The 24108-nt window shown below is 40.1% G+C and carries 25 protein-coding genes and 1 tRNA gene; 11 read left to right on the top strand and 15 right to left on the bottom strand.

What is annotated here, in order from left to right; translation table 11 throughout:
• Positions 1-41 precede the first annotated feature (41 nt).
• The 6 genes from ABJG98_RS17970 (at position 42) to ABJG98_RS17945 (ending at position 5396) form a co-directional block, all read left to right on the top strand.
• On the top strand, positions 42-776 hold the full coding sequence (locus ABJG98_RS17970; RefSeq protein WP_348280936.1) for a hypothetical protein: 735 nt from the start codon (positions 42-44) through the stop codon (positions 774-776).
• Positions 776-1189 (top strand): Holliday junction resolvase RuvX, encoded by a 414-nt coding sequence (ruvX, locus tag ABJG98_RS17965; RefSeq protein ID WP_348280935.1) that lies wholly within the window; start codon positions 776-778, stop codon positions 1187-1189. Before ABJG98_RS17970 ends, ruvX begins: the two co-directional genes overlap by 1 nt.
• A complete protein-coding gene (gene def / locus ABJG98_RS17960) occupies positions 1186-1734 on the top strand; it encodes a peptide deformylase (protein ID WP_348280934.1) in 549 nt (182 codons plus the stop codon). Before ruvX ends, def begins: the two co-directional genes overlap by 4 nt.
• Complete coding sequence (locus ABJG98_RS17955) at positions 1734-2522, top strand: amidohydrolase (RefSeq protein WP_348280933.1); 789 nt, start codon at positions 1734-1736, stop codon at positions 2520-2522. The genes def and ABJG98_RS17955 overlap by 1 nt, the downstream gene beginning before the upstream one ends.
• Before the next feature lie 68 nt (positions 2523-2590).
• Positions 2591-3133 carry a hypothetical protein gene (locus ABJG98_RS17950; protein ID WP_348280932.1) on the top strand — a complete coding sequence of 181 codons (543 nt, stop codon included), beginning with the start codon at positions 2591-2593 and terminating at the stop codon, positions 3131-3133.
• 82 nt (positions 3134-3215) lie between these two features.
• Positions 3216-5396: a bifunctional alpha,alpha-trehalose-phosphate synthase (UDP-forming)/trehalose-phosphatase gene (locus ABJG98_RS17945; RefSeq protein ID WP_348280931.1), complete on the top strand. Its 2181-nt coding sequence runs from the start codon at positions 3216-3218 to the stop codon at positions 5394-5396.
• On the opposite strand, the gene ABJG98_RS17940 is transcribed toward ABJG98_RS17945, so the two are convergent.
• From ABJG98_RS17940 to ABJG98_RS17885, 12 genes are all read right to left on the bottom strand, one after another.
• Positions 5390-7168, bottom strand: a complete 1779-nt coding sequence (locus ABJG98_RS17940) for a glycoside hydrolase family 15 protein (protein ID WP_348280930.1) — start codon at positions 7166-7168, stop codon at positions 5390-5392. The genes ABJG98_RS17945 and ABJG98_RS17940 overlap by 7 nt on opposite strands.
• A gap of 382 nt (positions 7169-7550) precedes the next feature.
• Positions 7551-7635 (bottom strand) — tRNA-Ser (locus tag ABJG98_RS17935).
• A gap of 217 nt (positions 7636-7852) precedes the next feature.
• Positions 7853-8260 carry a thioesterase family protein gene (locus ABJG98_RS17930; RefSeq protein ID WP_348280929.1) on the bottom strand — a complete coding sequence of 136 codons (408 nt, stop codon included), beginning with the start codon at positions 8258-8260 and terminating at the stop codon, positions 7853-7855.
• Positions 8260-9294 carry an endolytic transglycosylase MltG gene (gene mltG / locus ABJG98_RS17925; RefSeq protein ID WP_348280928.1) on the bottom strand — a complete coding sequence of 345 codons (1035 nt, stop codon included), beginning with the start codon at positions 9292-9294 and terminating at the stop codon, positions 8260-8262. The genes ABJG98_RS17930 and mltG overlap by 1 nt, the downstream gene beginning before the upstream one ends.
• Positions 9295-9322: 28 nt before the next feature.
• Positions 9323-9862 carry a 4'-phosphopantetheinyl transferase superfamily protein gene (locus ABJG98_RS17920; RefSeq protein ID WP_348280927.1) on the bottom strand — a complete coding sequence of 180 codons (540 nt, stop codon included), beginning with the start codon at positions 9860-9862 and terminating at the stop codon, positions 9323-9325.
• A complete protein-coding gene (locus ABJG98_RS17915) occupies positions 9840-10313 on the bottom strand; it encodes a hypothetical protein (protein ID WP_348280926.1) in 474 nt (157 codons plus the stop codon). Before ABJG98_RS17915 ends, ABJG98_RS17920 begins: the two co-directional genes overlap by 23 nt.
• Positions 10314-10391: 78 nt before the next feature.
• Entirely contained in the window at positions 10392-10976 is a 585-nt protein-coding gene (locus ABJG98_RS17910; RefSeq protein ID WP_348280925.1) for a hypothetical protein, read from the bottom strand.
• A 74-nt stretch (positions 10977-11050) separates the two neighbouring features.
• Positions 11051-11797: a hypothetical protein gene (locus ABJG98_RS17905; RefSeq protein ID WP_348280924.1), complete on the bottom strand. Its 747-nt coding sequence runs from the start codon at positions 11795-11797 to the stop codon at positions 11051-11053.
• The gene (locus tag ABJG98_RS17900; protein WP_348280923.1) at positions 11788-12726 is read right to left on the bottom strand and encodes a hypothetical protein; all 939 of its coding nucleotides are present in this window, start codon (positions 12724-12726) and stop codon (positions 11788-11790) included. Before ABJG98_RS17900 ends, ABJG98_RS17905 begins: the two co-directional genes overlap by 10 nt.
• On the bottom strand, positions 12723-13562 hold the full coding sequence (locus ABJG98_RS17895; RefSeq protein ID WP_348280922.1) for a DUF1647 domain-containing protein: 840 nt from the start codon (positions 13560-13562) through the stop codon (positions 12723-12725). The genes ABJG98_RS17900 and ABJG98_RS17895 overlap by 4 nt, the downstream gene beginning before the upstream one ends.
• A gap of 8 nt (positions 13563-13570) precedes the next feature.
• Complete coding sequence (locus ABJG98_RS17890) at positions 13571-15187, bottom strand: cyclic peptide export ABC transporter (RefSeq protein WP_348280921.1); 1617 nt, start codon at positions 15185-15187, stop codon at positions 13571-13573.
• Positions 15188-15259: 72 nt separating this feature from the next.
• Positions 15260-16174 carry a Stealth CR1 domain-containing protein gene (locus ABJG98_RS17885; protein ID WP_348280920.1) on the bottom strand — a complete coding sequence of 305 codons (915 nt, stop codon included), beginning with the start codon at positions 16172-16174 and terminating at the stop codon, positions 15260-15262.
• Between the two features lie 33 nt (positions 16175-16207).
• Here ABJG98_RS17885 and ABJG98_RS17880 point away from each other — a divergent pair, with 33 nt between their 5' ends.
• Entirely contained in the window at positions 16208-16804 is a 597-nt protein-coding gene (locus tag ABJG98_RS17880) for a LicD family protein (RefSeq protein ID WP_348280919.1), read from the top strand.
• On the opposite strand, the gene ABJG98_RS17875 is transcribed toward ABJG98_RS17880, so the two are convergent.
• Entirely contained in the window at positions 16797-17645 is an 849-nt protein-coding gene (locus ABJG98_RS17875; RefSeq protein ID WP_348280918.1) for an aspartyl/asparaginyl beta-hydroxylase domain-containing protein, read from the bottom strand. The two genes, ABJG98_RS17880 and ABJG98_RS17875, sit on opposite strands and share 8 nt — an antisense overlap.
• 9 nt (positions 17646-17654) lie before the next feature.
• Complete coding sequence (locus ABJG98_RS17870) at positions 17655-18374, bottom strand: phosphocholine cytidylyltransferase family protein (RefSeq protein ID WP_348280917.1); 720 nt, start codon at positions 18372-18374, stop codon at positions 17655-17657.
• A gap of 74 nt (positions 18375-18448) precedes the next feature.
• Between ABJG98_RS17870 and aepX the strand changes: the two genes are divergently transcribed.
• From aepX to ABJG98_RS17855, 3 genes are all read left to right on the top strand, one after another.
• Entirely contained in the window at positions 18449-19741 is a 1293-nt protein-coding gene (aepX, locus tag ABJG98_RS17865) for a phosphoenolpyruvate mutase (protein ID WP_348280916.1), read from the top strand.
• A gap of 82 nt (positions 19742-19823) precedes the next feature.
• Positions 19824-20951, top strand: coding sequence for a phosphonopyruvate decarboxylase (gene aepY, locus ABJG98_RS17860; RefSeq protein WP_348280915.1), 1128 nt, complete (start codon positions 19824-19826; stop codon positions 20949-20951).
• 56 nt (positions 20952-21007) lie between these two features.
• Positions 21008-22099 carry a 2-aminoethylphosphonate aminotransferase gene (locus ABJG98_RS17855; protein ID WP_348280914.1) on the top strand — a complete coding sequence of 364 codons (1092 nt, stop codon included), beginning with the start codon at positions 21008-21010 and terminating at the stop codon, positions 22097-22099.
• A gap of 53 nt (positions 22100-22152) precedes the next feature.
• Here ABJG98_RS17855 and ABJG98_RS17850 read toward each other — a convergent pair whose 3' ends face one another.
• Entirely contained in the window at positions 22153-23253 is a 1101-nt protein-coding gene (locus ABJG98_RS17850) for a glycosyltransferase family 4 protein (protein WP_348280913.1), read from the bottom strand.
• Between ABJG98_RS17850 and ABJG98_RS17845 the strand changes: the two genes are divergently transcribed.
• On the top strand, positions 23217-24044 hold the full coding sequence (locus tag ABJG98_RS17845) for a DUF3108 domain-containing protein (protein ID WP_348280912.1): 828 nt from the start codon (positions 23217-23219) through the stop codon (positions 24042-24044). The two genes, ABJG98_RS17850 and ABJG98_RS17845, sit on opposite strands and share 37 nt — an antisense overlap.
• The last annotated feature ends 64 nt before the right edge of the window (positions 24045-24108 follow it).

The following is a 24108-nucleotide window of genomic DNA, read 5'->3' as shown; positions in this document are numbered from 1 at the left end:
GGGAATGAACGCATTATGTAGCAAACTGTTGGCTTGCGTCGATGAAGAGGTTATTTTTGTGTATGGTCTTCGAAAAAACCATAAGTCAGGTAGTCAATGAAAACTATGTATATGCGAGAGCTTTACATTACTTAGGTATTGACTTTTTTGAATCTCCTAACATAAAGCTGAAGGAGATCTGCAGAGAGCGTGGATTAGAGCGCCGGCAGGTAATCAAAGCTTTCTATGCATTTGATTCTTGCAATCGATTCAGCTTTGAAGAACTAAAAAGTTATCCCATTGAGCTTCTTACTGAGTACCTTAAACATGCTCACCATATTTTCATCAAAGAAAAATTGCCGTACATCGTTCACTTAGTCAAAAAGTGGGATCGAGCAGAGGGACTCAAGAACTTACTACCCGAGTTTGTAGAAGATTTCATCAAGCATATCTACGAGGAAGAGGACACCACATTCCAATACATCGAAGTTTTGTGTGCAATCAAAAAAGGTTCGATCAATGCACCTTTCAGTTTATTGATGGATTACCAGGGTTATTCACTTCAGGAAGAATTTGAAGAGCATCGGAATGAAGATGAATTCGGAGCAATACGCTCATTGATGTCTTCCATTGATCCTAATAATCTTCATGATCGAGTGCTGATTCATGAAGTGCAAGCTTTTGATCGGGAAATGATATATCATGCCGAAATCGAAAACAACATCTTTTTTCCTAAGGCAATTGAGCTTGAATCTTCTGTGAATAAAAAGATCAAACTACTTTCAACACTTAATTAATGCCAAGAATATTGGCGATAGACTTTGGTGCTAAACGGACGGGATTGGCGGTAACTGATCCAATGGAAATCATTGCAACACCCTTGGATTTTGTCCCTACACATACCTTAGAGAACTTTTTGAAGAATTATTTCCAAAAAGAAGTGGTTAGTAAAGTTATAATCGGGATGCCTAAAAACACGGATGGAAGTGCGACTAATGCGACGCCACTTGTTCAGGCATTTATCAATCGATTCAGAAAGGTATTCCCGTCAATGGAATTAATTTTGCACGACGAACGCTTCACTTCTAAGATGGCGATGGATGCCATGATTGCTGGAGGTATGAAGAAGAAGGATAGAAGAAACAAGGGCAACGTGGACAAAGTGAGCGCGACCATTATTTTACAATCATATTTAGAAAGTATTTCATGATTTTCCCTATCGTACTATACGGAGATCCGGTGTTGAAAAAGAAAGCCAAAGAAGTTACAGAAGGCGATGAATCTGTTACGGAATTTGTTGAGAGCATGTATGAAACCATGTACGCCGCTCAAGGTGTGGGATTAGCTGCACCACAGGTTGGAGAATCTCTTCGCGTATTCGTGGTAGATACCACTCCAATGGAAGAGGATGAAGAGAATGGCATAAAACAAGCCTTTATCAACCCAATTATGATTGAAGAGATAGGTGAGGAATGGGCGTTTGAAGAAGGCTGTTTAAGTATTCCGGGTGTGCGTGCAGATGTTAACCGGAAGCCACAAATCAAAATCGAATATTTTGATGAAAACTGGGAGCTTCATGAGGAGACCTTCGATGGTATGAAGGCTCGTGTGATTCAACATGAATATGATCACATTGAAGGAAAACTCTTCACCGATTATCTCACACCGTTCAAAAAACGATTGATAAAGGGAAAGTTGGCGAATATCAGCAAAGGCAAAACGGATGCTGAATATCGGGTGAAAATACCTCGCTAATGCAAGATTTAACCATTTCACTCATTCAAGCAGATCTTCATTGGGAAGAAATAGATGCCAATCTTGCCATGTTTGAAGAGATGATCTGGTCCATCGAAAGAACTGACCTCATTGTACTTCCTGAAATGTTTACCACTGGCTTCACGATGAATGCTGAAAAGTTAGCGGAACCACCCGGAGGCAAAACATTTAAGTGGCTGAGGCAGATGGCTGCTCAATGTAAGGTGGCGGTTACAGGAAGCTACATCGTCAAGGAAGGCGGCCAATATTATAATCGACTGTATTTTGTCTATCCAGACGGTACATCGCAGATATACGATAAAAAACATCTGTTTAATCTGGCCGAAGAAGGTGAGACATTTACACCGGGACAAGAGCGGCTGATACTTGAATATAAAGGCTGGAAGATTCATCCACTGATTTGTTATGATCTGAGATTTCCTGTTTGGGCCAGGTCAAGAAAAACAGATGAGGCTCTTTACGAATACGATCTAGTACTTTTTGTCGCTAATTGGCCAGACACGCGGATTAACGCCTGGGACGCATTACTTCAAGCGAGAGCAATCGAGAACCTCTCCTTCTGTGCTGGCGTAAACCGCATCGGGAAGGATGAGGCCTCTAAAGGCTACAATGGTCATTCGGGTGCGTATTCGCCAAAAGGTGAAGCATTGGCCTTTTCAGAAGGCGAAGAAAAAATTCTTACTGTATCACTTTCGGCAACAGACATGCAGACCTACCGGGAGAACTTCCCATTCCAATCAGATGCAGATGATTTTGACTTTGGCTGAAACGTCCAGCTGAAGACCTTCGAATGATTTCGTAAAACACTTTGGATGATTCATAAGTTTTAATACTTGTGAAAGCAACAATTACCATTTTTAGTGCCTTACTGGCCTTCAATCTTACTGCTCAAAGTATTAGTGAGATACGCTCGGAGTTCCATGCAGTCGTCTTGAATCCCAACGAATCCAAAGACTTTCACAATTACCTTAAAGATATTGAGAACCCATCATCTACGGTTAAAGCCTATCAGGCAGTATCAGAAGCGCTTCTTGCACAAGTGGTTTGGAATCCATTTTCGAAGCTCAAGCAAGTGGTGAAATATGACAAGCAGATGGCTGCCGCAGTGGAGGAAGATTCTCAGAATATTGAGATACGCTTTTTACGATTAGCTATCGAATACAACCTACCTTCTTTTTTAGGAATGAGTGGGCATTTGGAAGAGGATGTAGACAAGATTGTCAATGACCTTTCCGAAGTGTCTCAGATGCAGGTTAATCCGATGTTTGGTCAATACATCTTTCACTTTCTAGCGGAAACCAACCTATGCTCTGCCGAGCAGCTGGCCCTGATGAAGCAAAGCTTTGAAGGTGGTGGACTGATGGCGGGGGCGGAGTAAATCTCTGCCTATATCAACAATCTCATAAATCAAAGAGCAGGAATTTGACTATCTTTTCTTGAACTCGGACTTAAAAAATAAGATGTCAAAGACAATCATTGTTTCTAATAGATTGCCAATTAAAATCGCTCATGGCGAAGATGGTAATTTTAAATATAATACCAGCGAAGGAGGGCTGGCTACCGGCCTGGGCTCTATTTATAAAGAGGGCAATAATATTTGGCTTGGTTGGCCAGGTCTGGCTGTGAATAAAGCCGAGGATAGGGAAGAGATATGCAGTGAATTGGCATCATCAAATATGCGTCCTGTCTTTCTCACAAAATCGGAAATTGAGGAATACTATGAGGGCTTTAGTAATGAAACACTATGGCCAAATTTTCACTATTTCAACCAGCATATCGTATATAATGATGATTTCTGGGATGCCTATAAGCGGGTAAATAAGAAATTCGCTAAAGAGCTAAATGAAATCATAGAAGATGGAGATAGCATTTGGATTCATGATTATCAGTTGCTTTTATTGCCAGAATTAGTTCGTGAAAATCATCCCAATAGTAGCATTGGTTTTTTTCTTCATATTCCATTCCCATCCTTTGAATCTTTTAGGTTGCTTCCATGGAGACGCGAATTGTTGATGGGAATGCTAGGATCAGATTTTATTGGATTTCATACTTATGATGATATGAGGCATTTCTTGTCATCTGTTAATAGACTAGCAGGGATTGGGAATACCAATGGTCAAATGAACGTTGGGAATCGCTTAGTTCAGGCTGATGCGCTTCCAATGGGAATTGATTATGAAAGATACGCCAAAGCAGCAGCATTGCCTGACACATTAGATCGTGAGGTCAGGTACAGAACATCACTAGGTGATGTGAAGTTGGTGCTGTCTATTGATCGGCTCGACTATTCAAAAGGAATTCCAGAGCGCTTAAAAGCTTTTGAAATTTTCCTGGCCGAAAACGAAGAGTTTATTGGTAATGTCTCACTATTAATGGTAGTTGTACCTTCTCGAGATCAGGTGCCAATGTATGCAAATCTCAAGTCTGAAATTGAGCTATTGGTAGGAAGAGTAAATGGGAGGTTTGGTAGGATTAACTGGGCACCTATTCATTATTTCTATAGAAGCTTCCCCCTTAACGCTTTAAGCGCTTTTTATCGGATTTCGCATGTGGCATTGGTTACACCAATGAGAGACGGTATGAATCTAGTCTGTAAAGAATATATTGCCAGCAAGCTGGATAAGAAAGGGGTATTGATTTTAAGCGAAATGGCAGGCTCATCAAAAGAACTTTCTGACGCTATCCTTATCAACCCCAATGATTTAGACCAGTTGGTCAACGCATTGAAGGAAGCACTTACAATGCCGCTAGATGAGCAGAAGGCACGCATGGAAATTATGCAAGAGTCTTTGAAAAGATACAATATTCATGCGTGGGTAAAACTGTTTATGAAGCGGTTAAAACACATCAAAGAGGAACAAGAAAACCTTCGTACAAAACCTTTGTCCTTTGATGTGCGAAAACAAATTATCAAAGAATATGGTAAGGCTAAGGATCGAATAATATTTCTAGATTATGACGGTACCTTGGTTGGCTTTTATACCGATCCTGGAGATAGTAAACCCGATAAAGAATTAGAGAAAATCCTAAGTGAATTGACAGCAGATCCTTCAAACCATGTGATAATTATAAGCGGAAGAGGAAGACATAACCTCGATCAATGGCTGTCAAAGTATAAAGTAGGGTTTATTGCCGAACATGGAGTTTGGCATAAAGAAATTGGGAAAGATTGGGAATGCTTTGTGGAGTTAGATAATAGCTGGCAGGAGGAATTCAAAAAAGTACTTGAGATGTACGTAGATAGGACGCCTGGTTCATTCATTGAGAAGAAAGACTATTCGCTTGTCTGGCACTATCGCAAAGTAGAGACCGGCCTTGGGGAGTTAAGATCGAGGGAATTGACCAGTCATTTAAAATATCTCTCTGCAGAGAGAGATATTCAGATTCAAGAAGGAGACATGGTGATTGAAATCAAAAATTCAAGTGTTAATAAAGGAATTGCCGCGGCTTCATGGCTGAAGAAGGGTAATTATGATTATCATTTTGCCTGTGGAGATGACTGGACAGATGAAGATACATTTAAAGTGATGCCATTACATGCGCATACAATTAAAGTAGGAATGACTTCCTCTGCAGCCAAATTTCGAGTAGAAAGCTTTCAGGAGATAAGAGAACTGTTAAGGGATTTAATTAATCAATAAAAGTCTGGCAAATCAAGCTTTCTTGAAATCCTACTTGTCGCATTAAGTAATCCGACGTGACTGTATGCCTGCGGAAAATTCCCCCACATACTGCCATCTGAGGCATTAACGTCCTCACTTAATAAGCCTAAGTGATTGCTATAACTATTAAGTTTTTCAAAGTGAGCGAGAGCTTCGTCCAGCCTTCCAACACATGCAAGTGCTTCAACATACCAAAAAGCACAAATTAAGAAGGTAGATTCCGGTTTGCCGAAATCATCAGTATGCAAGTATCTGTAGAATAGTCCTTCACCAGCATGCAACTCTTTCTCCATGGCCATCAAATGATCCTTGGCTCTTTCAGTATCTCCTGGCAAGTAATTCATTAAAATCAGTTGGAGATTACTCGCATCCATCCGATCCACACCAACCGCTTGAGCATATCCCTTTTTATTCTTTACATAGCATTTCTCAATCATTTCTTTCGCTCTGGCTTTTAGCTTAGTTGCTAACTCACCAATGTTATCATCTTTCAATGCTTTAGCGATTTTTATAGCGGCACTACTTCCTGCCCAATGGAATAGATAAGTATAGCAATGGTGTTGAGCCAAATTTCTAAATTCCCAAAGTCCGGCATCCTTTTCATCAAAGGTTTTTTCTATCATCTTTAATGTTTTGAAAATAAGCTCAGGAGTATTGAACCTATCGTCAAGAATGATGCGCAAGTCATTAAAAAGTGGGAGTAATGATACCAGCACCTGTCCGTACACATCGTTTTGAATATGCGTGTATGCATCATTTCCAATTCTAACAGGCTGATTACCTTGATATCCAGTTAGATCCAATTCTTGTTCAACCAGCTCTTTCGTTCCATCAATACCATAGAGGGGCTGATATCTTTCTTGTTCCTCAATGGTTGTGTTTAATATGTAATGGAAGTACTTCTCTGATTCTTCAAAGTGCCCAATGTTATTGAAAGCATTCAGTGTGTAATAGGTGTCCCGCATCCAACAGAACCTATAGTCCCAATTTCTTGTACTCCCCGGACTTTCAGGGAGACTAGTGGTGGTTGCAGCTACAATCGCACCTGTATCTTCATATTGATGGATTTTGAGAATAAGAGCTGAGCGTATCGCCTGGCTTTGATAGAAATTGACAATATTGGCGGACTTTATCCACCCTTGCCAGTATCGGATAGTTTTAGAAAGAAAACTCTCGCAAGTTTCCTCCAAAGCTGCTTCCAGAGGTGGTCCCCAGGTCATCACCATGTACTTAGTTTCATTGAGTACAAAACTTTGGGTGGTTAGTATGTTGCTTAATGAGATATTCGTCGTGAGACGGACTGAAGCATCAAGCCCTAAAAATCGAATGTGATTGCTACCCAGACTTGGCTCAGGTGTCAAATTACCGTACTCGCCTTTAGGCGTGCAGGTGACAGAGATTCGTGGGGTTCCAGAAATGCGTTCGATTTTACGAATCAGCATCAACGGCTTAAAGTACCGATCCATTTGAAAAAATCGAGGTGCGAAATCCGTAATTTTATATACTCCTGAATCGCTGGTAATTTCTGTGCAGAGCACGTTAGTATTTTCAATGTAATATTGATTGGAATGCTTAGTCCCATCAATAGGGTTGATTGAAAATTCACCACCTTTTTCTGTGTCTAACATGTCTCCGAAAATGAAACTGCTGTCAAATCTTGGCCAACACATCCAGGCAATATTTGAATTCTTGTGTATATGTGCAGTGAATGCACAGTTTCCAATTACGCCGTAATCATAAGTATGTCTCATCAAGGAAGCGTTTTCTTTAATCTCTAAAGGAACAAAATAATAAATTGATTAATGCTGCGGCGACCTATACATTATCTCATATTATATAGCGAAGCTTTAAGGGGTGAAGCATAAAGCTAGTGTATAAGGGGCCATGCATGACTCTTTTTCCGAATTTTTGATTAATTGCAGGCGTCCAGAAAATGAAAAATGCCAGCACATTGTGCTGGTAATTACTTGCAGAGGCGGAGGGATTATTACATGATCCCCTTTTGGGGATCTGGTGCAACCCAAGCCCTTCTCATTTCATTCGAAGAGTGATTTTTATTTCCTCACTCATTCAAGCAAGCTTGATTCGTTCTAAAACAAAAAAACCCTGATGTTTCCATCAGGGCTTGTGTTGCAGAGGCGGAGGGATTCGAACCCCCGGTACCTCGCGGTACAACGGTTTTCAAGACCGCCGCATTCGACCACTCTGCCACGCCTCTGGGTCTCTGCAATATCTTTCGAGTAGCTTCCTACTCTTTATGTCTTCTTCGAGGCGGGTCCGCCGCATTCGTACGCGTCCGGCCAGGACACTCTGCCACGCCTCTGGGTCTCTGCAATATTTTGTGAGCTGCTTGTTGCTCATTTGATTTCCTTAGCTGGAAGCTGCGAAAATCGGTTCGCAAAAGTAGTAGTTTTCAGCAAAGAGACAAACTCTATTCACTCGAAAAATGGGGAAATTGATTCTTTCATCCGTTCAGGCATTTTTACCGGCCTGCCGGTCTCCATATTCATGAATGCTAAAATGGTTTCTCCAGTGTTTATCAACTTGTCTTCCTCGTTTCTTATTTCATAAAGGAATGTCATACGCGCCCGTGGCATCTCAGGAATGATGAGCTTGACTTTAAGTATGTCATCATATTTGGCTGGAGCGTGATATTTGACGTTCATTGACAACACCGGCATACCTACGCCCCCTTCTTCCATCTCTTTGTAAGGGAACCCCAAGGCACGAAAACCTTCAACACGAGCGATTTCATAATACTTTGGATAGTTGCCGTAATAGGCAAAGCCCATCTTATCCGTATCAGCGTATCGTACTCTTATTTCTGTTTCGTGTGTATACATTATCGATAGATTCTTTCCAGATTAAGCGCTCGCTGAAATTGTCTTGCATTTACATTATGCTCTCTCAAGGTACGCGCAAAAGCATGATAGCCTGAGAAATCAGCTTTCGCACAGAAATATAAGTAATTATGCTCTTCGTAGTTCAAGACAGCATTTAATGCTGGTACGCCAGGCATATTGATCGGTCCAGGTGGGAGCCCGTAGTATTTGTAGGTATTATAGGGAGAATCAAACGCTTTGTCTTTGTTCAAAATACGTCTAATGCTAAAATCCCCAATGGCGAAAACAAGTGTCGGGTCTGCTTGCAGCGGTATTCTTCTTTTAAGACGGTTGATGTAAACACCAGCGATGGTTGGTGCTTCATCCATCTTGTTGGTTTCACCTTGTACAATCGATGCTAAGGTTGATACTTCCACTTGAGACATCCCTAATTGCTTCGCTTTTTGCTTTCTTTCCTCAGTCCAGAATCGATCGTATTCCTGTTTCATTCGATCAAGCAAGCCACGTGGTGTCAGTGTCCAGTATACCTCATACGTATTTGGAATAAACATGCTAATGAAGGTCTCCTTGGTAAAACCGTAGTACGTGGCTGTGGTGTCGTGTAAAAGAAGAGGGGCCAGATCGGCTGAATCGATTTCCAAATTATAAGTCAGCACTTTCGGGAGCTGTTGCAATAAGCGCGCGTGCGAGAAGGTTAGTTTTACTGGCGTTTGAGCTCCAGACCTAAGCAGATTGATAAGTTCAACGTTGGTCATGTCACCTTTGATCAGGTACATACCGTTCTTTACGTTGATGTCCAGGTCTTTTAGCTTAGCTAGAAAGCTGAATGAAACCAGATCGTTAACGATTCGCTGCTCTGAAAGCATATTCTGAAGTTGCTTGAAAGTAGTGCCTTTAGGAATTGCGAAATAGCGATCTTCTTCTTCTATCAGAACATTAGGAGTATATATGATTTGATAGGTATAGAAGGCGAACGAAGACAACATCATGGTGAAAACCACGAGAAAAACGGCAAGGAAATATTTCTTACGCATGCGAGTATTGAATAATAGGGTGATTTAACTAAAGCAGGCTTTTTTTGAATGCTACTGCACCATAACGGCCATGGTGTGAAATAGATATCTCCTGCTTGGAAGGCTCAATGATTGGAAGATTTAAATCATCTGATCCGATGTGATAATCATGCCCTAAATCTCGGAAATATTCAATGATCATAAACCTGATACCTTCACTCCAATTATTGTCTTTTTTCTCAAAAACATGTATTTGAAGTGAATCTAGATCTCCGCAAGTAGCCAAGATGTATTCATCTTTGATCGTCACTTTTCCTTTTAAATCTCCAGAGGCGAAAGTTATTTCACCACCTTCATTGCTGAGCTGTACGGGTATTTTTGTAGGTGCAAAGTTGATAGGCTCTCGGCGGCACTTAAAGATGGCCTCTTTGGCGGACCACAGAATCCAAAATAAGTGAGGATGTTCTATTTGAACATCCTCACTGTTGTTTATTAAATCCAGCGTTCTTTCGTTGCGTTCTTTGAACGAAGGGTCTTTAATATCTACTATGTCTATACCTAACATGTTATGACTTTGGCTTCCAATCATTTATTACATAGCTCATTTCGTATGCGTGACCGATGGTATTATCATCGTCGTACTCATGAACGAAATCAACGATCTCTCCATTAAGTATCAGGTCGTAGCTTATTTCCCAGCGAGCATCTACCTGCTCGTTATATGGTTCTAATCCATTGAACAAAACAACTTTCAATGTTTCTGATCCGTCTGTGATAAACTGACTGAAATCAACTTGAAAATCAACTTCCGGGCTCTTGTGAATGGTTCCACTTGTATAAATGAGGGAATCGTCTACATATACAAAAACATTATTATCTATTTTGTTGATGGCTAAGAGATAATCAGAAGAAGAAACACGCTCTTTTTTTGCTTCTTTCTTAGCCTCAGCTTCTTTTTTCTGGTCTTTCAGTTCTTCTTTTTTGGTTGGTCCTCCACAACTAAAAATCACTAATGTGAATAGTATGAATAAGTTTTTCATGTTTATTTAAAGATTGAGTTTTTTATCTAACTGAATTTTCGATGCAAAGTTAGCGAAATGTAACTGTAGGACTAGATTTTATGATCTGCCGCTTTCCATTTCGTCAATAAGAAGAAACCATGTGCCCTTAAACGTGTTTGCTAACCATGGATTAAAAGCACTATTATAATTTACATCGTATTCTCGCGATTCGAATATCATCATTTGACAAATGCCATATCTTGCTAAGAATCTAGCATCAGCATCCCCTTTCCTAAATACCTGAGCGATAGCTGAGAATATCTCTGGAAAACTCTCAGTTTCCTCATTTACATATTGCCAAACAATAAACTTGGCGAGATGTTCTGCATCAAACATGGGCTCCATTCTGGATTCGGACGGTGCAGCTGTTTTGTAGGTGTCCATGAGATAATTCAAGTAGTCTGCCTTAATCTCATTGCACGAATTGGCGATTAATTTCACCGCTATAGACTGATCAATCTTGCCTTTTATTTGAATATTCTCCAATTCAACTGAATCTGCGGTGTAATACTGCATGTAGGTCGGACCAGCTTTAACCTGTTGCTGTTGGGGTAGCTTTGTAGAATACGTACGTTTTTCTCTTTTAGTGCAAGCAAAAGAAAGGAGGATTAGGAGGATAAATATTGAATTGACCTTTTTCATGGATTTAGATTTAGTAGTCACTAATCAAATTCCGTGCACTTTTTACTATGATTGGATAGAAAGGAGGATACGCTTCAATTCAGCGTGTAAAACTTCATGATGAATTTGAGAACGAAATATCCAAACTTATTCTTGAGGATATCCTTAGAGATCCAATAGTGATAGGCCTGAGCTGCTTTACTCTTTGTAGCATACCATTGATCTCTCTCAATCCGGGCTTGTTTATCGCTATAGCCACTTCCATGTGGATGATCTACTGTGATTCGGTCATCTACAACTGCCCACCGATCATTTTTCATAGAGAGATAGCCCATATACATGTCTATTCCATGCCCTATTTTATTCACACTCAAATCGATTGGGCATATATCATTGAGGTATTCCTTGGGCATCACGAAGCAAAAACCTTCAGTGAATGTTACTTTTCGGATATCATCACTTTTTAGGTTATTCATGTGATGGTGTGTGGAATGAATGGCAGATGGCGCGTATACGGTCACTTTTTCATGTTGATTGTAGACCTCCTTCATCCGATTTAAGAGTACCTCAAAATCTTCTATCATCACATCAGAGGTGACCAAAAGCATATGGGTATGCTCAGACTTGAGAGCTTCGAAGGCTTGGTTGATCAGTCCATTGTAGTAGACGTTAGGAAGCGTAAAATCGAAATGTTCCTTTTCATCATCTTCGAAGGTGGATCCACTATCAATCAGAATTGTATCTGTCAATGGGGCGAAGGCCTTTTTTAAAGCAATACCTTCTTTATTGTGATTGTGATTGATAATTGCTGTTAGAAGCTTGAAAGGTTTGTTTACTTCCATTTTTCTTCGAAGAATTTGATGGCGATTGAATTGTTCCTTTGAGAGTAATCTTCCTTCCCCCAGTTGTTGATTTTGGCGAGGCTGGAAGATTTGAAAAAGTCATGCTCAAAGAATGGTGTGAAGCAAAACCGACTCATAGGCACAACAATTTTTTCCACCTTGCAATGGACACTCACCCACACATCATCTACGAATCGAATGTTGTTCGGAACGCCCTCATAATTGGTCACTTCGTCTCCATCAAAAAACTTGGGTTTAAATAGAAAAGCCGAATAGCCCTGGAGAATATCTATGGTATAAGGTTTGGTTATTCTAGTTCCTGGAACAGGAGTTGGCGCCTTTTTAAGCAGGTTACTCCACAAGGTTGTTGGTCTGTCAATAAGATCACCCGGAACTCTCCAGCCACTTGCTGCAACCACTTTGTCAGGATGTTTCTCAGACGCTTCTCTAAGCTCTGTGAGGTACCTTGATGGATAAATATTATCATCGTCTGTCACCAATATTTTCTGATCTGGATCCTGAGTAAGTATGGCTGGGATGAATTTAGTTGCGGGACCGTAATCAGTTTCTATTCTAACCAGATCAACTGATTTTAGGTCTTGAAGCCATGCTGGAATCACATATTCTTTGCCGTTCCGAAATGATTTGTAGGGAAGGTAAATATTGATTCGCTTCGGTAGTTGCGTCTGGATCAACAAGCTTTTTATTGTTCCTGCTATATTTTCTATTCTTTCTGGGATCGTTGTGAATGAAACAATTACATCAGATTTTTCCGTGGCCTTCTCCCACTTTTCGTCTAATGACTTCAGGCTGGTATTTTTTAGGCGAAGGTGAAGGATGAAATCCCTAAGTAATGCCTTTCCAGATAGGTAATTGTATCCCAATATCAGGAAAAGGATGAGTCCAAGTATGATAAATGTTAAAATCAATTCCGTTGAATTTTATTTGAAATGATATCTATAAATCTAAGAAAGTTGAAGTAGTGATAGGCAATTGCACCTACTTCTAAATTGATAGTGCTTGGAAAACGATTTCTTACACTTAGATAGGGAGTAGGGCTAGAAGAACTGATATCCACTTCATCGTCGGTGGTATCCAGTGCGTGACCATAGTCTCTGATCAATAACAAAATTGTGAGCAATGATTGATCATCGCGGTGATTGGAGCGATTGGCACCTTCCGGCCGTATGCATTCCCTTACCAAGGCCAAATCTTTCCATTCTTGAATAAGTTTCCGAACGTTTTCATTTGCATAAGAAAAGCCACAAGTATTGCCAGCTCTATTTCGTGCAGCGTAATATTTGTCTGGGACATTCAGATAATCCATGGTGGCTTGAATGGTCCACTCTTTCAATGTGCCTGAGCCACTATAAGGTATGTAGGTGCCTGTCCTGTTCATTTCATCCCAGACAGGTTTCATGTTTTTCAGGATTTGATTAGCGCTATCTTTCCAAAAAATGTTCCCTTTCTTTTCATTAAAAACCTCATGAATGATCAAGGGTTTCCACGAATAGGTGCTGTATTTAGGTTTTACAAATTCGGGATATGAATCAAAATCAAATTTCCGATACGCTACATATTTGAACAGTCTGTTTGATTTTGACTTCAACTCATCCGCTTGATCATCATCAAGGCCTAAATCATAGAATATGACCGTGCTGTTCTCAAACTCCCGGTTTCTCATGAAGCTATACATGAGTTGGCAGAAGTTCTTGAAGTAGGTATTATTTGCTGCAGTTACGATATAGTTGTTCACTTCGGACATGAATGAGCTTACTGATTGGTAATCTGTCCATCTCTTAGCTTAAGAACCCTATCTGCAAGGTCAAAATATTTATCATCATGCGTAATGACGATCTGTGTTTTGCCCAAAGACTGAAGGAAAGGAAGAATCTCGGTATAGAATACTTCTTTGAATAGCGGATCTTGATTAGCTGCCCATTCATCAAACAGGTAAATATCTTTGTTTTCAAGAATGGAAATAATTAGTGCAAGCCGCTTCTTTTGTCCTTCCGATAAATTCTTAGTAGAGAACTTATGACCTTTTATTTTCACCTTATTTTCAAGCTTAAACATTCTCAAAAGCTTCTCACCATGTTCAGCCAGGTATTCCTTATCTACGTTAAGAAAATCTTCAAACAAATAAGAATCAACGAAAACAGCTGAAAACTTGGAACGATAAGATGAAATATTATCTTCTGTAATTTCCTGTCCACGATACATCACATTACCTGAGAGCGGTGTGTACAGTCCCAAAAGAAGTTTAGCCAAAGTGGTTTTGCCACTTCCATTACCTCCCACAATGAATAGCATCTCTCCTTGCTTGATGGAAAGCTCAATAGGTCCCATGGCAAAGTGCTGATCCACGTCCGTGTGGTAATAGCTGTGTCTCATTTTGTCTAATGAAATCACATTTTTATTGTCTGCAGGCTCCTCGAGTGCTTGCATTCCCTCATTAAATTCATCGTCAGGTTTCAGCTCTAATCCAACGGCATCAATTTGCTCAAGTGATACCTCTAATCTTTTCAAGCCACTAAAAAAACCTGCAGCTGTGGAAAGAGGAGCAAGGGTAAAAAGAACAAGTGTTAAATAGTGACCAAAGAATTCGAGCGTAACAAACTGAAGTTTATAAACCGCGATAATCAAAAGTGCCATTCCTAACAATAGAATCATATCAGTGGATCGATTCATAATGGATGAAACCACGCTTTCTTTCAGATATGCATGATTTTGCTTGTCGCTGGTTGGGATAATAAAATCCTTAAGAAATCGCTTTTGCGATTCTTTATTCAACACCAATTCTTTAATTCCGAAAACAAGGCCATGAAAATGATCGAATAAATTAGTGAGGTGTGAACGTGCCTGATCAGCATATTTACGAACGTATGGCAGCAAAACTTTTGTGAAAAGGAATACCATGACAAAGATCACCACTGTAGCTCCTGACAGAAATGGCGAGTACCATACCATATAGGCTAGAATGCCAATGACAGAAGCTAATCCTGTTGTCACATTTGGTAGTCTGTCTATCGAGTAGGCAATGGTTTTTACATCCTCAGTAAGGATCGGAAGCATCTTTTTCTGATTATGCTCCATTGTCTCAAAACTCGCTTTCAAAAAGCTGTTTGATAGTTTAATTCTCAACTGGTGAATGATCTTCTGTGTCAACTTAGATATAGAGTATGATGAAATGACAGAGAGTGCGCCATACATAAGCCAGAAGAATGCAAACTTTTGTATAAATGCACTTAGGCTAAACTCATCGCCCTGAATGGACTCATGAATGGTCTTGATTACTAATGTGGAAAAAAGTCCAGTTAGTACACTTGTGAGAGCTGCAATGAGAAATAATTTTCTTGATGATCCTATCAGGAGTCTTATGACACGCATTTCAGATTGTTTTCCTCCTTATCAATTTGATTTTCAGGAGATTCAATGGAGATTTTTAAAACGTCTGCAAAATTACAACTCAAAATCGGACTTATCAGGATAGTTACGATCTAGATAATCCAATATAAGTTCTACAACCTGAGGGTTTGGATTATCTCTTTGGTCATCATTTAGGCAATAGAACTTCGGAGCCTTTTTTTCAAGCTTCTGGATCGCCTTTTCCTGCTTCTTTAGGTCATTTGTAATTTTATGAAACGTATGGATTTTCTTCAGCTCGTTGACCTTGATTGGCTGCGCCAATTGCCGATGATTACTCAGAACCCATTGCTTGAAGACCTTCTGCATGGTGACGTTATCATCGCGCCGAAACTTAGCAAGTCGGGTTTTATGAAATAGATCCTTGTAATGTTCTTGTAGCTCTTCAATGTATGATTTCTTGAAGAAAATTGGATTGTGCTCTACCAAACCGAGACTCACAAGATCTAGTTTTCTTTCATAGATTCTGAATTTCAGATTTTCACCAAACAATGTTCCAAATACCGTTATTTTCTTCTCATCATCCATAAAATCTGTAAGGTGCACGTCAGAACCGAACAGAAAATCATCACAGCTATAAAGGAAGTATTCCGATAGGTTGGGAATCTTACAAAGATAACTTTCAATGGTATTGTAGTTGAAAGTAGGCAAATATTGTTCTTCAATGATCTGATCGTGATGGATCACTTTCACTTTAGGATGATTGGGTTGCAACCAATCCGGAATTTGTGGTCTTGCTGTAACAATATAGATAGTTCGTATCCAGGGTAAGTGCTTTTCAGCGGACCGAATACTATACTTAAGCATATCATAAGTATCTCTTGTTCGCTCTGGATTAATATCCTTTGGCGTCTCAGCATACTCATTATAAATCTTAAGATATTCAGGGTCATCTCCATCAACCCAGGTGTAAACCAGGTCAATAGGTAAGTCTTTGTTTGAATCCTTCAACGACGAATCAGTTTTTATATGTTTTTTTGCAAAATGCTACGTATCAGCCAGTACATCCAGCGAGTTGCAAATTTAGTTTTATTCGCTTTGCCAGGTCAATACCGAGAGCGAAAGCTTCAAATACTTAAACAGATGTATAAACTATCTGTAAAGGCGCTTCAGCAAACCGGAGAACCTTTCTGGTTAGATTTCGGAACCCTGCTTGGCCAATATCGATCAAACAGCATTATTCCGCATGATATTGATATTGACGTTGCGATGAAGAAAAGTTCTTATGAAAAAGTAGCCCAGCTCAAATACAAGATGCCAAAGGGCTTGAAGTTTTACGATACCTCTAAAAATCATGCGGGCCCAAAAGTCTATTTTTCGTACAAAGGATATGATTTTGACATATTCTTTTATGACGATGAAGGAGAAACCATTCGTCAGTTTGTAGACGCAAAATATCCGAACGAGAGACAGCATATCGCTAAAAAACTGGTATTCCCTTTAAAGGAAATACAATTCCTAAATGAAACCGTTTCTGTTCCATATGATTCCAAAGGATATCTCGAGCAGATGTATGGATATCTGGGAACAGGTGGTAGTCGAGATGAAACAACCGGGCTATGGCACCCGCCTGCTAGCTAGCTCTTGTTCCAAACTCATGAAACAGTCGATTGTCAAAAATGGCAATCTCTTCCTTAGTTAGATCCGGGTTCCATGCGTCCACAATCAATACAACACGATCTTTCTCTCCTTCATGAAGAACTTCATGTTCAAATGAATCATCGAAACCGAAGGCCTTGCCAGTTTTCCAATGTTGCCATTGAGTACCAACCCTGATCTTTATTTTATCTGGTTCAGGTACATCCAACCCTAAATGGTATCTAAAGCGAAGATTGCTTGATCCACAATGTGGTAAAATCTTCACTCCGGCAGATAATTTTGAGATCAATACAAAACCGAAATTTTTAGAGATTGGAAGCTGGTCAACAAGCTCATAGGTCTTTTTGAAATATTCCTCATATCGCTCATCTTTCTTACCTCCAACACCATAGAGAAATATACCAGACCATGTTCCATCTTTAGCTAAACTATTATTGTCAGGATGAGTGATGATTTTATCAATATTGTCCTCATATTCTTTAATAATATCGTCAGCATGCTGTTCCAATAGTTTGCATATTTCATCATTCTCGATGATAGGTGGATTTTGGAGTCTTGTGTAATTCCAGACCGTAGCGCCCGAAGCCTTCAGACCGTCGCTAATTGGATCGCCAAAGTATAGCCTTGAAACACTGTAGTTTTCGGCTATTTCATCTTCCTTTTTTGCAGCCAAAGCAAAGCGGACGAATTTTTTTATTCCGCTCCAACCCAGTACGTCTTTGAGTTTTTGATCATGCCAGTACAATTGAGAACCTATATTAGTCCCTTTTATCAATGACTTTATCTGATTGGAAATTTTGAAATGTTTGAAGTATGATTTCATTAGTACGAGTTAGTCCAGTTTTGGTAAAATGTCTTTTTTAGCACGCTCCAAATGTGCTTGGTTGTCGATTTCGCACCACGCCAGATTATCAATTTTCAAGACGTTTACGGTATGCTCAATAGAAAGTTGAGCAACTGCTACTTCATAATCTTTATTTCGAGCATCTTCAGCTTTTAAGTGATGCGCTTTAAGTTTTTCAAGTAGCTCGAGGGAGATTTTCCATATGCCAACCAACTCTGCATCTACGGATTTAAGTTGCTCCTTTTTCTTAGAAAGGTTGGAAAGGTTGCCGTCCTTAATTTCCACATATACCTCGTCATTGGATTGAGTAAAGCCACTGCACAGAATCACATCTTTTGATTCAGCACTCAGCAATCTTTTGATAGCGTCAGAATGGTAGAGTAAGTCTGACTCTAATAAAAGGAAGTCACCCTTTATGAGCTCTGAACCATAAATAAGTGTGTGGAAACTACCGGTAGTTGCAAAGTCTGGACTCAAAAAAGTAGTTAGGCCATTTTCTTCAGCAAACTTTTCGTAATGTTCATGCAAGTGACCGGTTCCAATGATGATATTCTTAATGCCATTTTCCTTCAAAACCCGTACAGATCGTTCGATTAATCGCTCATCACCTACTGGCATAAATCCTTTCGGAATGTCAAATGTATAAGGCTGTAAACGAGTGCCTCTTCCGGCAGCAAGTATTACGGCAGTTTCAATCGTTTGCGTCATCTATTTAGATTTTCGACGGTGTTTCCGTTCCTTTAAGCTTAATTTGCCACGAAGATAGAATATTCTAAATCGCAATGAAGAAAGTATACGTAGGAATGGGCACAGACCTCATTCACCATGGTCATGTCAACATCATAGAAGTTGCCCGAGAATTAGGCGAAGTAACTGTGGGCTTATTGTCTGATAAAGCAGTAAGTAAGTACAGCAGAACACCTTTTTTGTCATATGACGAAAGGAAAAAAATCATGGAAAATTTAAAAGGAGTACATGAAGTTATCCCTCAACAAGAGCTTGATTATGAAGAAAACCTTCGTGCCTTAAAGCCAGACTATGTGGTGCATGGTAGCGATTGGAAAAGCGGGCCTCAAAAGCATATAAGAGATAAGGTGGTAAAGCTATTGGAGGAGTGGGGCGGAGAATTGGTTGAGCCGGAATACACTTCAGGCATCTCTTCAACCGGCTTGAGAGCGGCAATGAAGGAAGTAGGGACCACTCCAGATATTCGGAGGAGAATGCTAAGAAGGCTGTTGGAGTCTAAAGATATTGTTCGTGTAATGGAAGCTCACAATGGTATATCCGCGCTTATTGTTGAGCAAACTTCTGTGACTTCAGAGAACGAGGTTCGTGAATTTGATGCCATGTGGGTAAGCTCTTTGACAGATTCCACAGCGAAAGGAAAGCCAGATACAGAATATGTAGATCGAACGTCAAGGTTCAATACGATCAATGATATTTTAGATGTGACAACCAAGCCTATCATTTTAGATGGAGATACAGGTGGAGTAACGGAGCACTTCGCCATGCTCGTTAGAAACCTTGAACGTTTGGGGGTTTCAGCAGTAATCATTGAAGATAAAGTTGGACTGAAAAGAAATTCACTTTTCGGAACTGAAGTAAAGCAAGAGCTCGATACAGTTGAAGGTTTCAGTGAGAAAATTAATACTGGAAAGAAATCCCAGGTTACTGAAGACTTCATGATCATTGCCAGACTCGAAAGCTTAATTGCTGAGCATGGCATGGAAGACGCATTGACCAGAGCCAAAGCATACATTGAGGCAGGAGCGGACGCCATCATGATTCACAGTCGTCATAAAGATGGCAGTGAGATTATGGAATTCATGAAACGATATCAAGATTTTGAATATAAAGTACCGGTTGTTTCAGTTCCATCTTCATACAATCAGTTTACTGAGGAAGAATTACATGAGGCTGGGTTCAGCATAGTTATTTATGCCAACCACCTTTTGAGAGCCGCATTCCCTGCTATGAAGAAAACAGCAGAGACCATTCTTGAAAACAAACGATCGTTAGAAGCAGATAAATACTGCATGTCGATCAAAGAAATATTGACTATTCTTCCGAACTAGTGCCTTATAGCACACATATTTGGGACATAAACAAAAATGATTGGCTTGCTTGTTTCAAGCTTGCTATCAAAATTTCACAGTAATGCTAGATCCTCAGAAGTTTTTAAAATCAATTCGCAATCAAGGAGTGGAATTCACTGCTGGTGTTCCTGATTCGTTGTTGAAGGATTTTTGCTCCGTCATGACCGACGAAGGTTCGGACATCATCGCTGCCAATGAAGGTGGAGCGATAGCACTTGCCATGGGGCATCATTTGGCCACTGGTAAAATTCCTTTGGTGTACATGCAAAATTCTGGTTTTGGAAATTGTGTAAACCCACTTACCTCTCTTGCTGATAGTGATGTGTATTCAATCCCAATGTTGTTGATGATTGGATGGAGAGGAGAGCCTGGCGTAAAAGATGAGCCTCAACATGTAAAGCAAGGTAGGATTTCTGAAGAATTGCTTCAGACGATGGAAATTAATTATGCAGTACTTTCAGATGATGAGAGTGAGGCTCAGAATCAATTAGCATCCGCATTCGAAACAATGAATCAATCGAAAGCCCCGTATGCGCTATTGGTTAAAAAAGGAATATTTGACAAGTATAAGCTTCAAACAAAAGTTGAAAACCCCTATACAATCAATCGTGAGGAGGTCATAGATTGGATGCTTCAAAAAATGGAGGAAGAGGCAGTTGTAGTTTCTACAACAGGTAAATCTTCGAGAGAGGTATTTGAAATTCGTGCGAAGCACAACATGGGCCATGGTAAAGATTTTCTTACCGTGGGAGGAATGGGACATGCATCTCAGATTGCTCTTGGTATCGCATTGAGCAAAAAGAACCGTCCGGTGTATTGCCTGGATGGGGATGGAGCAACGATCATGCATATGGGCGCTGGAGCTATCATTGGCAATCAGCCGTCAAAGAATTACAAACATATTCTCATCAACAACGGCTGCCATGAATCGGTAGGTGGACAAGCGACCGTCGGATTCGCTATTGATTTTCAAAAAATAGCTGAGGCGTCCGGCTACAAACAAACCTGGTTAGTTACTAACATGGACGAGCTGCCTGAAGCCTGGGATCTGTTTCAAAATACGGAAGGGCCGGTATTGATAGAAATAAGAACGACTGAGGCATCCAGAGCAGATTTGGGAAGACCCACGACTACTCCTGTTCAAAACAAGGAGGCTTTCATGAAAAATTTGAGCCGTAATGACCGCTAATTATTTAGCCGTCAGTCTAAAACAAACATACCTCCATTGATATAAATAAGATTTTTATGCTACATAAGAAAGAATTAGATCGTAAAATCCTATTAAATCCAGGGCCAGCAACCACTTCACAGCGTGTGAAAGAAGCTCAACTAATATCAGATATTTGTCCTCGAGAAGGTGAATTTGGGCAAGTAATGCACGACATCTGCGATGGCATCTTGAAGGTGGGAAATGGACAGGAAACACATAGAGTCTCGCTGTTTGGAGCCAGTGGAACGGGGGCAATGGAAGCATGCCTGGTTTCCGCTTTAGGTAAAGAGGATCACGCGCTGATCATTACAAATGGTGCGTATGGCATCCGTATGAAGTCTATTTGCGATGGATATGGTTTGAAGAGTTCTACTTTGTTTGAATTTGGAGATTACCCAGAACCAGCAAAAATCAAGGAAACACTTTCTTCGGGAGCATACACACATCTGATAATGGTTCACCATGAGACTTCTACAGGTATGTTAGACCCGCTAGAGGAGGTTGCTCAAATCTGTCAGGGAGTCGGGGTGAAGTTTATCGTGGATGCTATGAGCTCTTATGGGGCCTATCCAATTGATTTAGCGGCACTTCATATAGATTATTTATTCTCCAGTTCGAATAAGTGCATTCATGGAATGGCCGGTCTGTCTTTTGTAATCTTTCATAAGGATCGGACAGAAGACTTAAAAGCAAATGGTACTGGATTTTATTTTGATGTGTATAAGCAATGGGATAACCTTCAAAAGAAAGATCAATTGCGTTTCACACCACCGGTCCAAACGAGCTATGCCTTTCTTGAGGCCATCAAAGAACACGAGGAAGAAGGAATAGAAAACCGATGGAATCGCTATCAGTCAAACTGGCAGAAGCTTTACGACGGATTCAAACATCTTGGATTCACATTCTTCCTACCAGAAGAGCAGCAGTCTAAAATTTTGCTTGCAATAAATCTGGACAGGCCTGGTTTAAATTTTAACGATTTTCATGATTACTTATATGAAAATGGGATCACGATATATCCTGGAGTCATTCCAGAAAGCAAAACCTTTCGGGTAGCGGTAATTGGTGAATTGTATGAGGAGGATATGGATTATGTGATGGATAAGGTGAGGGCTTATTTTCAATAATCAAGTCATGGCGTGCTTTGACATGGCCATCTTACACTTACTTTTGAAGAGAATCACTTCGAGTAAACCTCATTAACCTCCTTCGATACCTCTGCCCAGTCATATTTTTTCACTTCCTGTAAGCCATGCTTAGATAAGGATTCACGTTTGACAGAAGGAATCAGTTTTTCAATGCAGGACACGAGCTGGTCTAAGTTTCCAGGTTCTGCAAATCCTTCCATCATTTGATCAGTAATTACATTTTTATAGCCAGAATTGGCATATCCAGCAATTGGTGTACCTACTGCCATTGATTCTAGGAGCACAATACCGAAACTCTCTCCATAGAGCGCCGGTGCAACATAAATTTCTGATTCTTTAAGCAACCTGTATTTAGTTGCCTCATCCACAAATCCTAATAATTCCACATCAGTAAGCGAATGATCAGCAATGTATTTCTCAACTTCTGTCCTTCCATCACCATCACCAACGATGACTAGTTTCATTTTAGGAAATCGCTTTTTTAACTGATTAAAGGCCTGAAGCGCATGCATTACGCCCTTTCGAGGCTCCAGCCTTCCCATAAAGAATAGTTGAAAGAAGTCATCGTCCCTATCATTCTTCTTTGGAGCAATGGATGCGATTTCCTCCAGGTCAATCCCATTGGGAATGATGTGAATTTTTCTTTTTGAGAATCTGGAGATATATCCGGACTGACTTTTCGAGACAGAAATAATTTGATCTAAAAACGTGAAAATACCTCGAGCCACTGTTGGCATGATCCAATCACCAACAAATTCACTTTTAGGAGTGTCGTGAAAAGTAGCTATCTGTTTGGTTTTGGAGTGTTTGAGTACTTGAAAGGGTAGCAAAGGATTCCATATGGTATGGTAGTGGATGATGTCGAAAGCCTCTTCTTTAAGAAATGATTTTAATGATTTTTTTTCATCGCCCAAAGCGATATTGACGTCAATCTTCGTACCTCCAATATTGACAGACCTATTACGTCCAAAAAAATGAACATTTTTTTCTTCAACCAAATTGGCATTAATATTGGGTGCAATGATTTTGACTTGATGTCCTATCATTGCAAGATGTTTGGACAAACTCACAATATGAGACTTAACACCACCAGGTCGTGAAAAATCATACGGACATACAAGAGCGATTTTCATTCAGTTCAATCTTTCGAGGTTGGTTCAGGATTTCAATCCTGTTTATTTTGCTGCTGACAGCAATTCAATCCGAAGCTCAAAATAAATCATATCCTTTCAAACCAGGAGAGAAACTTACCTATAACATGAAGTTTGGGTGGTTTAACATCGGTGAAGCAATTCTTTGGTTAGATCCTGACCTTCAGTACCCGAACGATAGTAAAAAACCACATTACAAAGTACAGTTTACAGTCACTACCGCAAGCTGGTTTAGGGTTTTTTCTAAATTAAGTGTATGCATGGAATCCTTGATAGAAGTTGATAAACTTCAGCCGCATAGGTCTGATCGCGACATGGAGGGCAAAGGTTCGATTGATATACGACACGATTACTTCTCTTACGCGGACTCTGTTTCTGTAAAAGCCTATATAGAAGATTTGGATCAATGGAGATATCATAAATTCCCTGCCGGTCAGGTGCCGATAAGAGATGCACTTAGCACATATATGTGGCTCAGAAGTAGGGATAAATCACAATTTACCAATACTGTTGAGGTAAGGACCTTTTTTTCCAATGACTTATACGAATTTCGAATGCTCCCAGGGAAAAGCACAACTCATAAATATTCTGGAAGGAAGGTAAGAGCATTAGAGTTCGGACTGGATTTTCCAGAGGGCGAGTATTTCGAGTCAGGAAAATCAGGTCGGGTAATCATGAGCGATGATATCAACAGATTCCCACTCCGTTTGGAAATTGACATGACTGTCGGTTCATTCATTTTTGATTTGGACAAGGTAGAATACATGGATTAACGAATAAGCCCGTTAATTTTGTAAAAAATCAATCGTTGACACAATCTAAAATTTTACTGGGTTC

Source organism: Ekhidna sp. (assembly GCF_039960695.1).
In the GTDB taxonomy this organism is placed as follows: domain Bacteria; phylum Bacteroidota; class Bacteroidia; order Cytophagales; family Cyclobacteriaceae; genus Ekhidna.
Note: the sequence above shows the minus strand (reverse complement) of the source record. Positions and strands in the feature narration are given on the sequence as shown.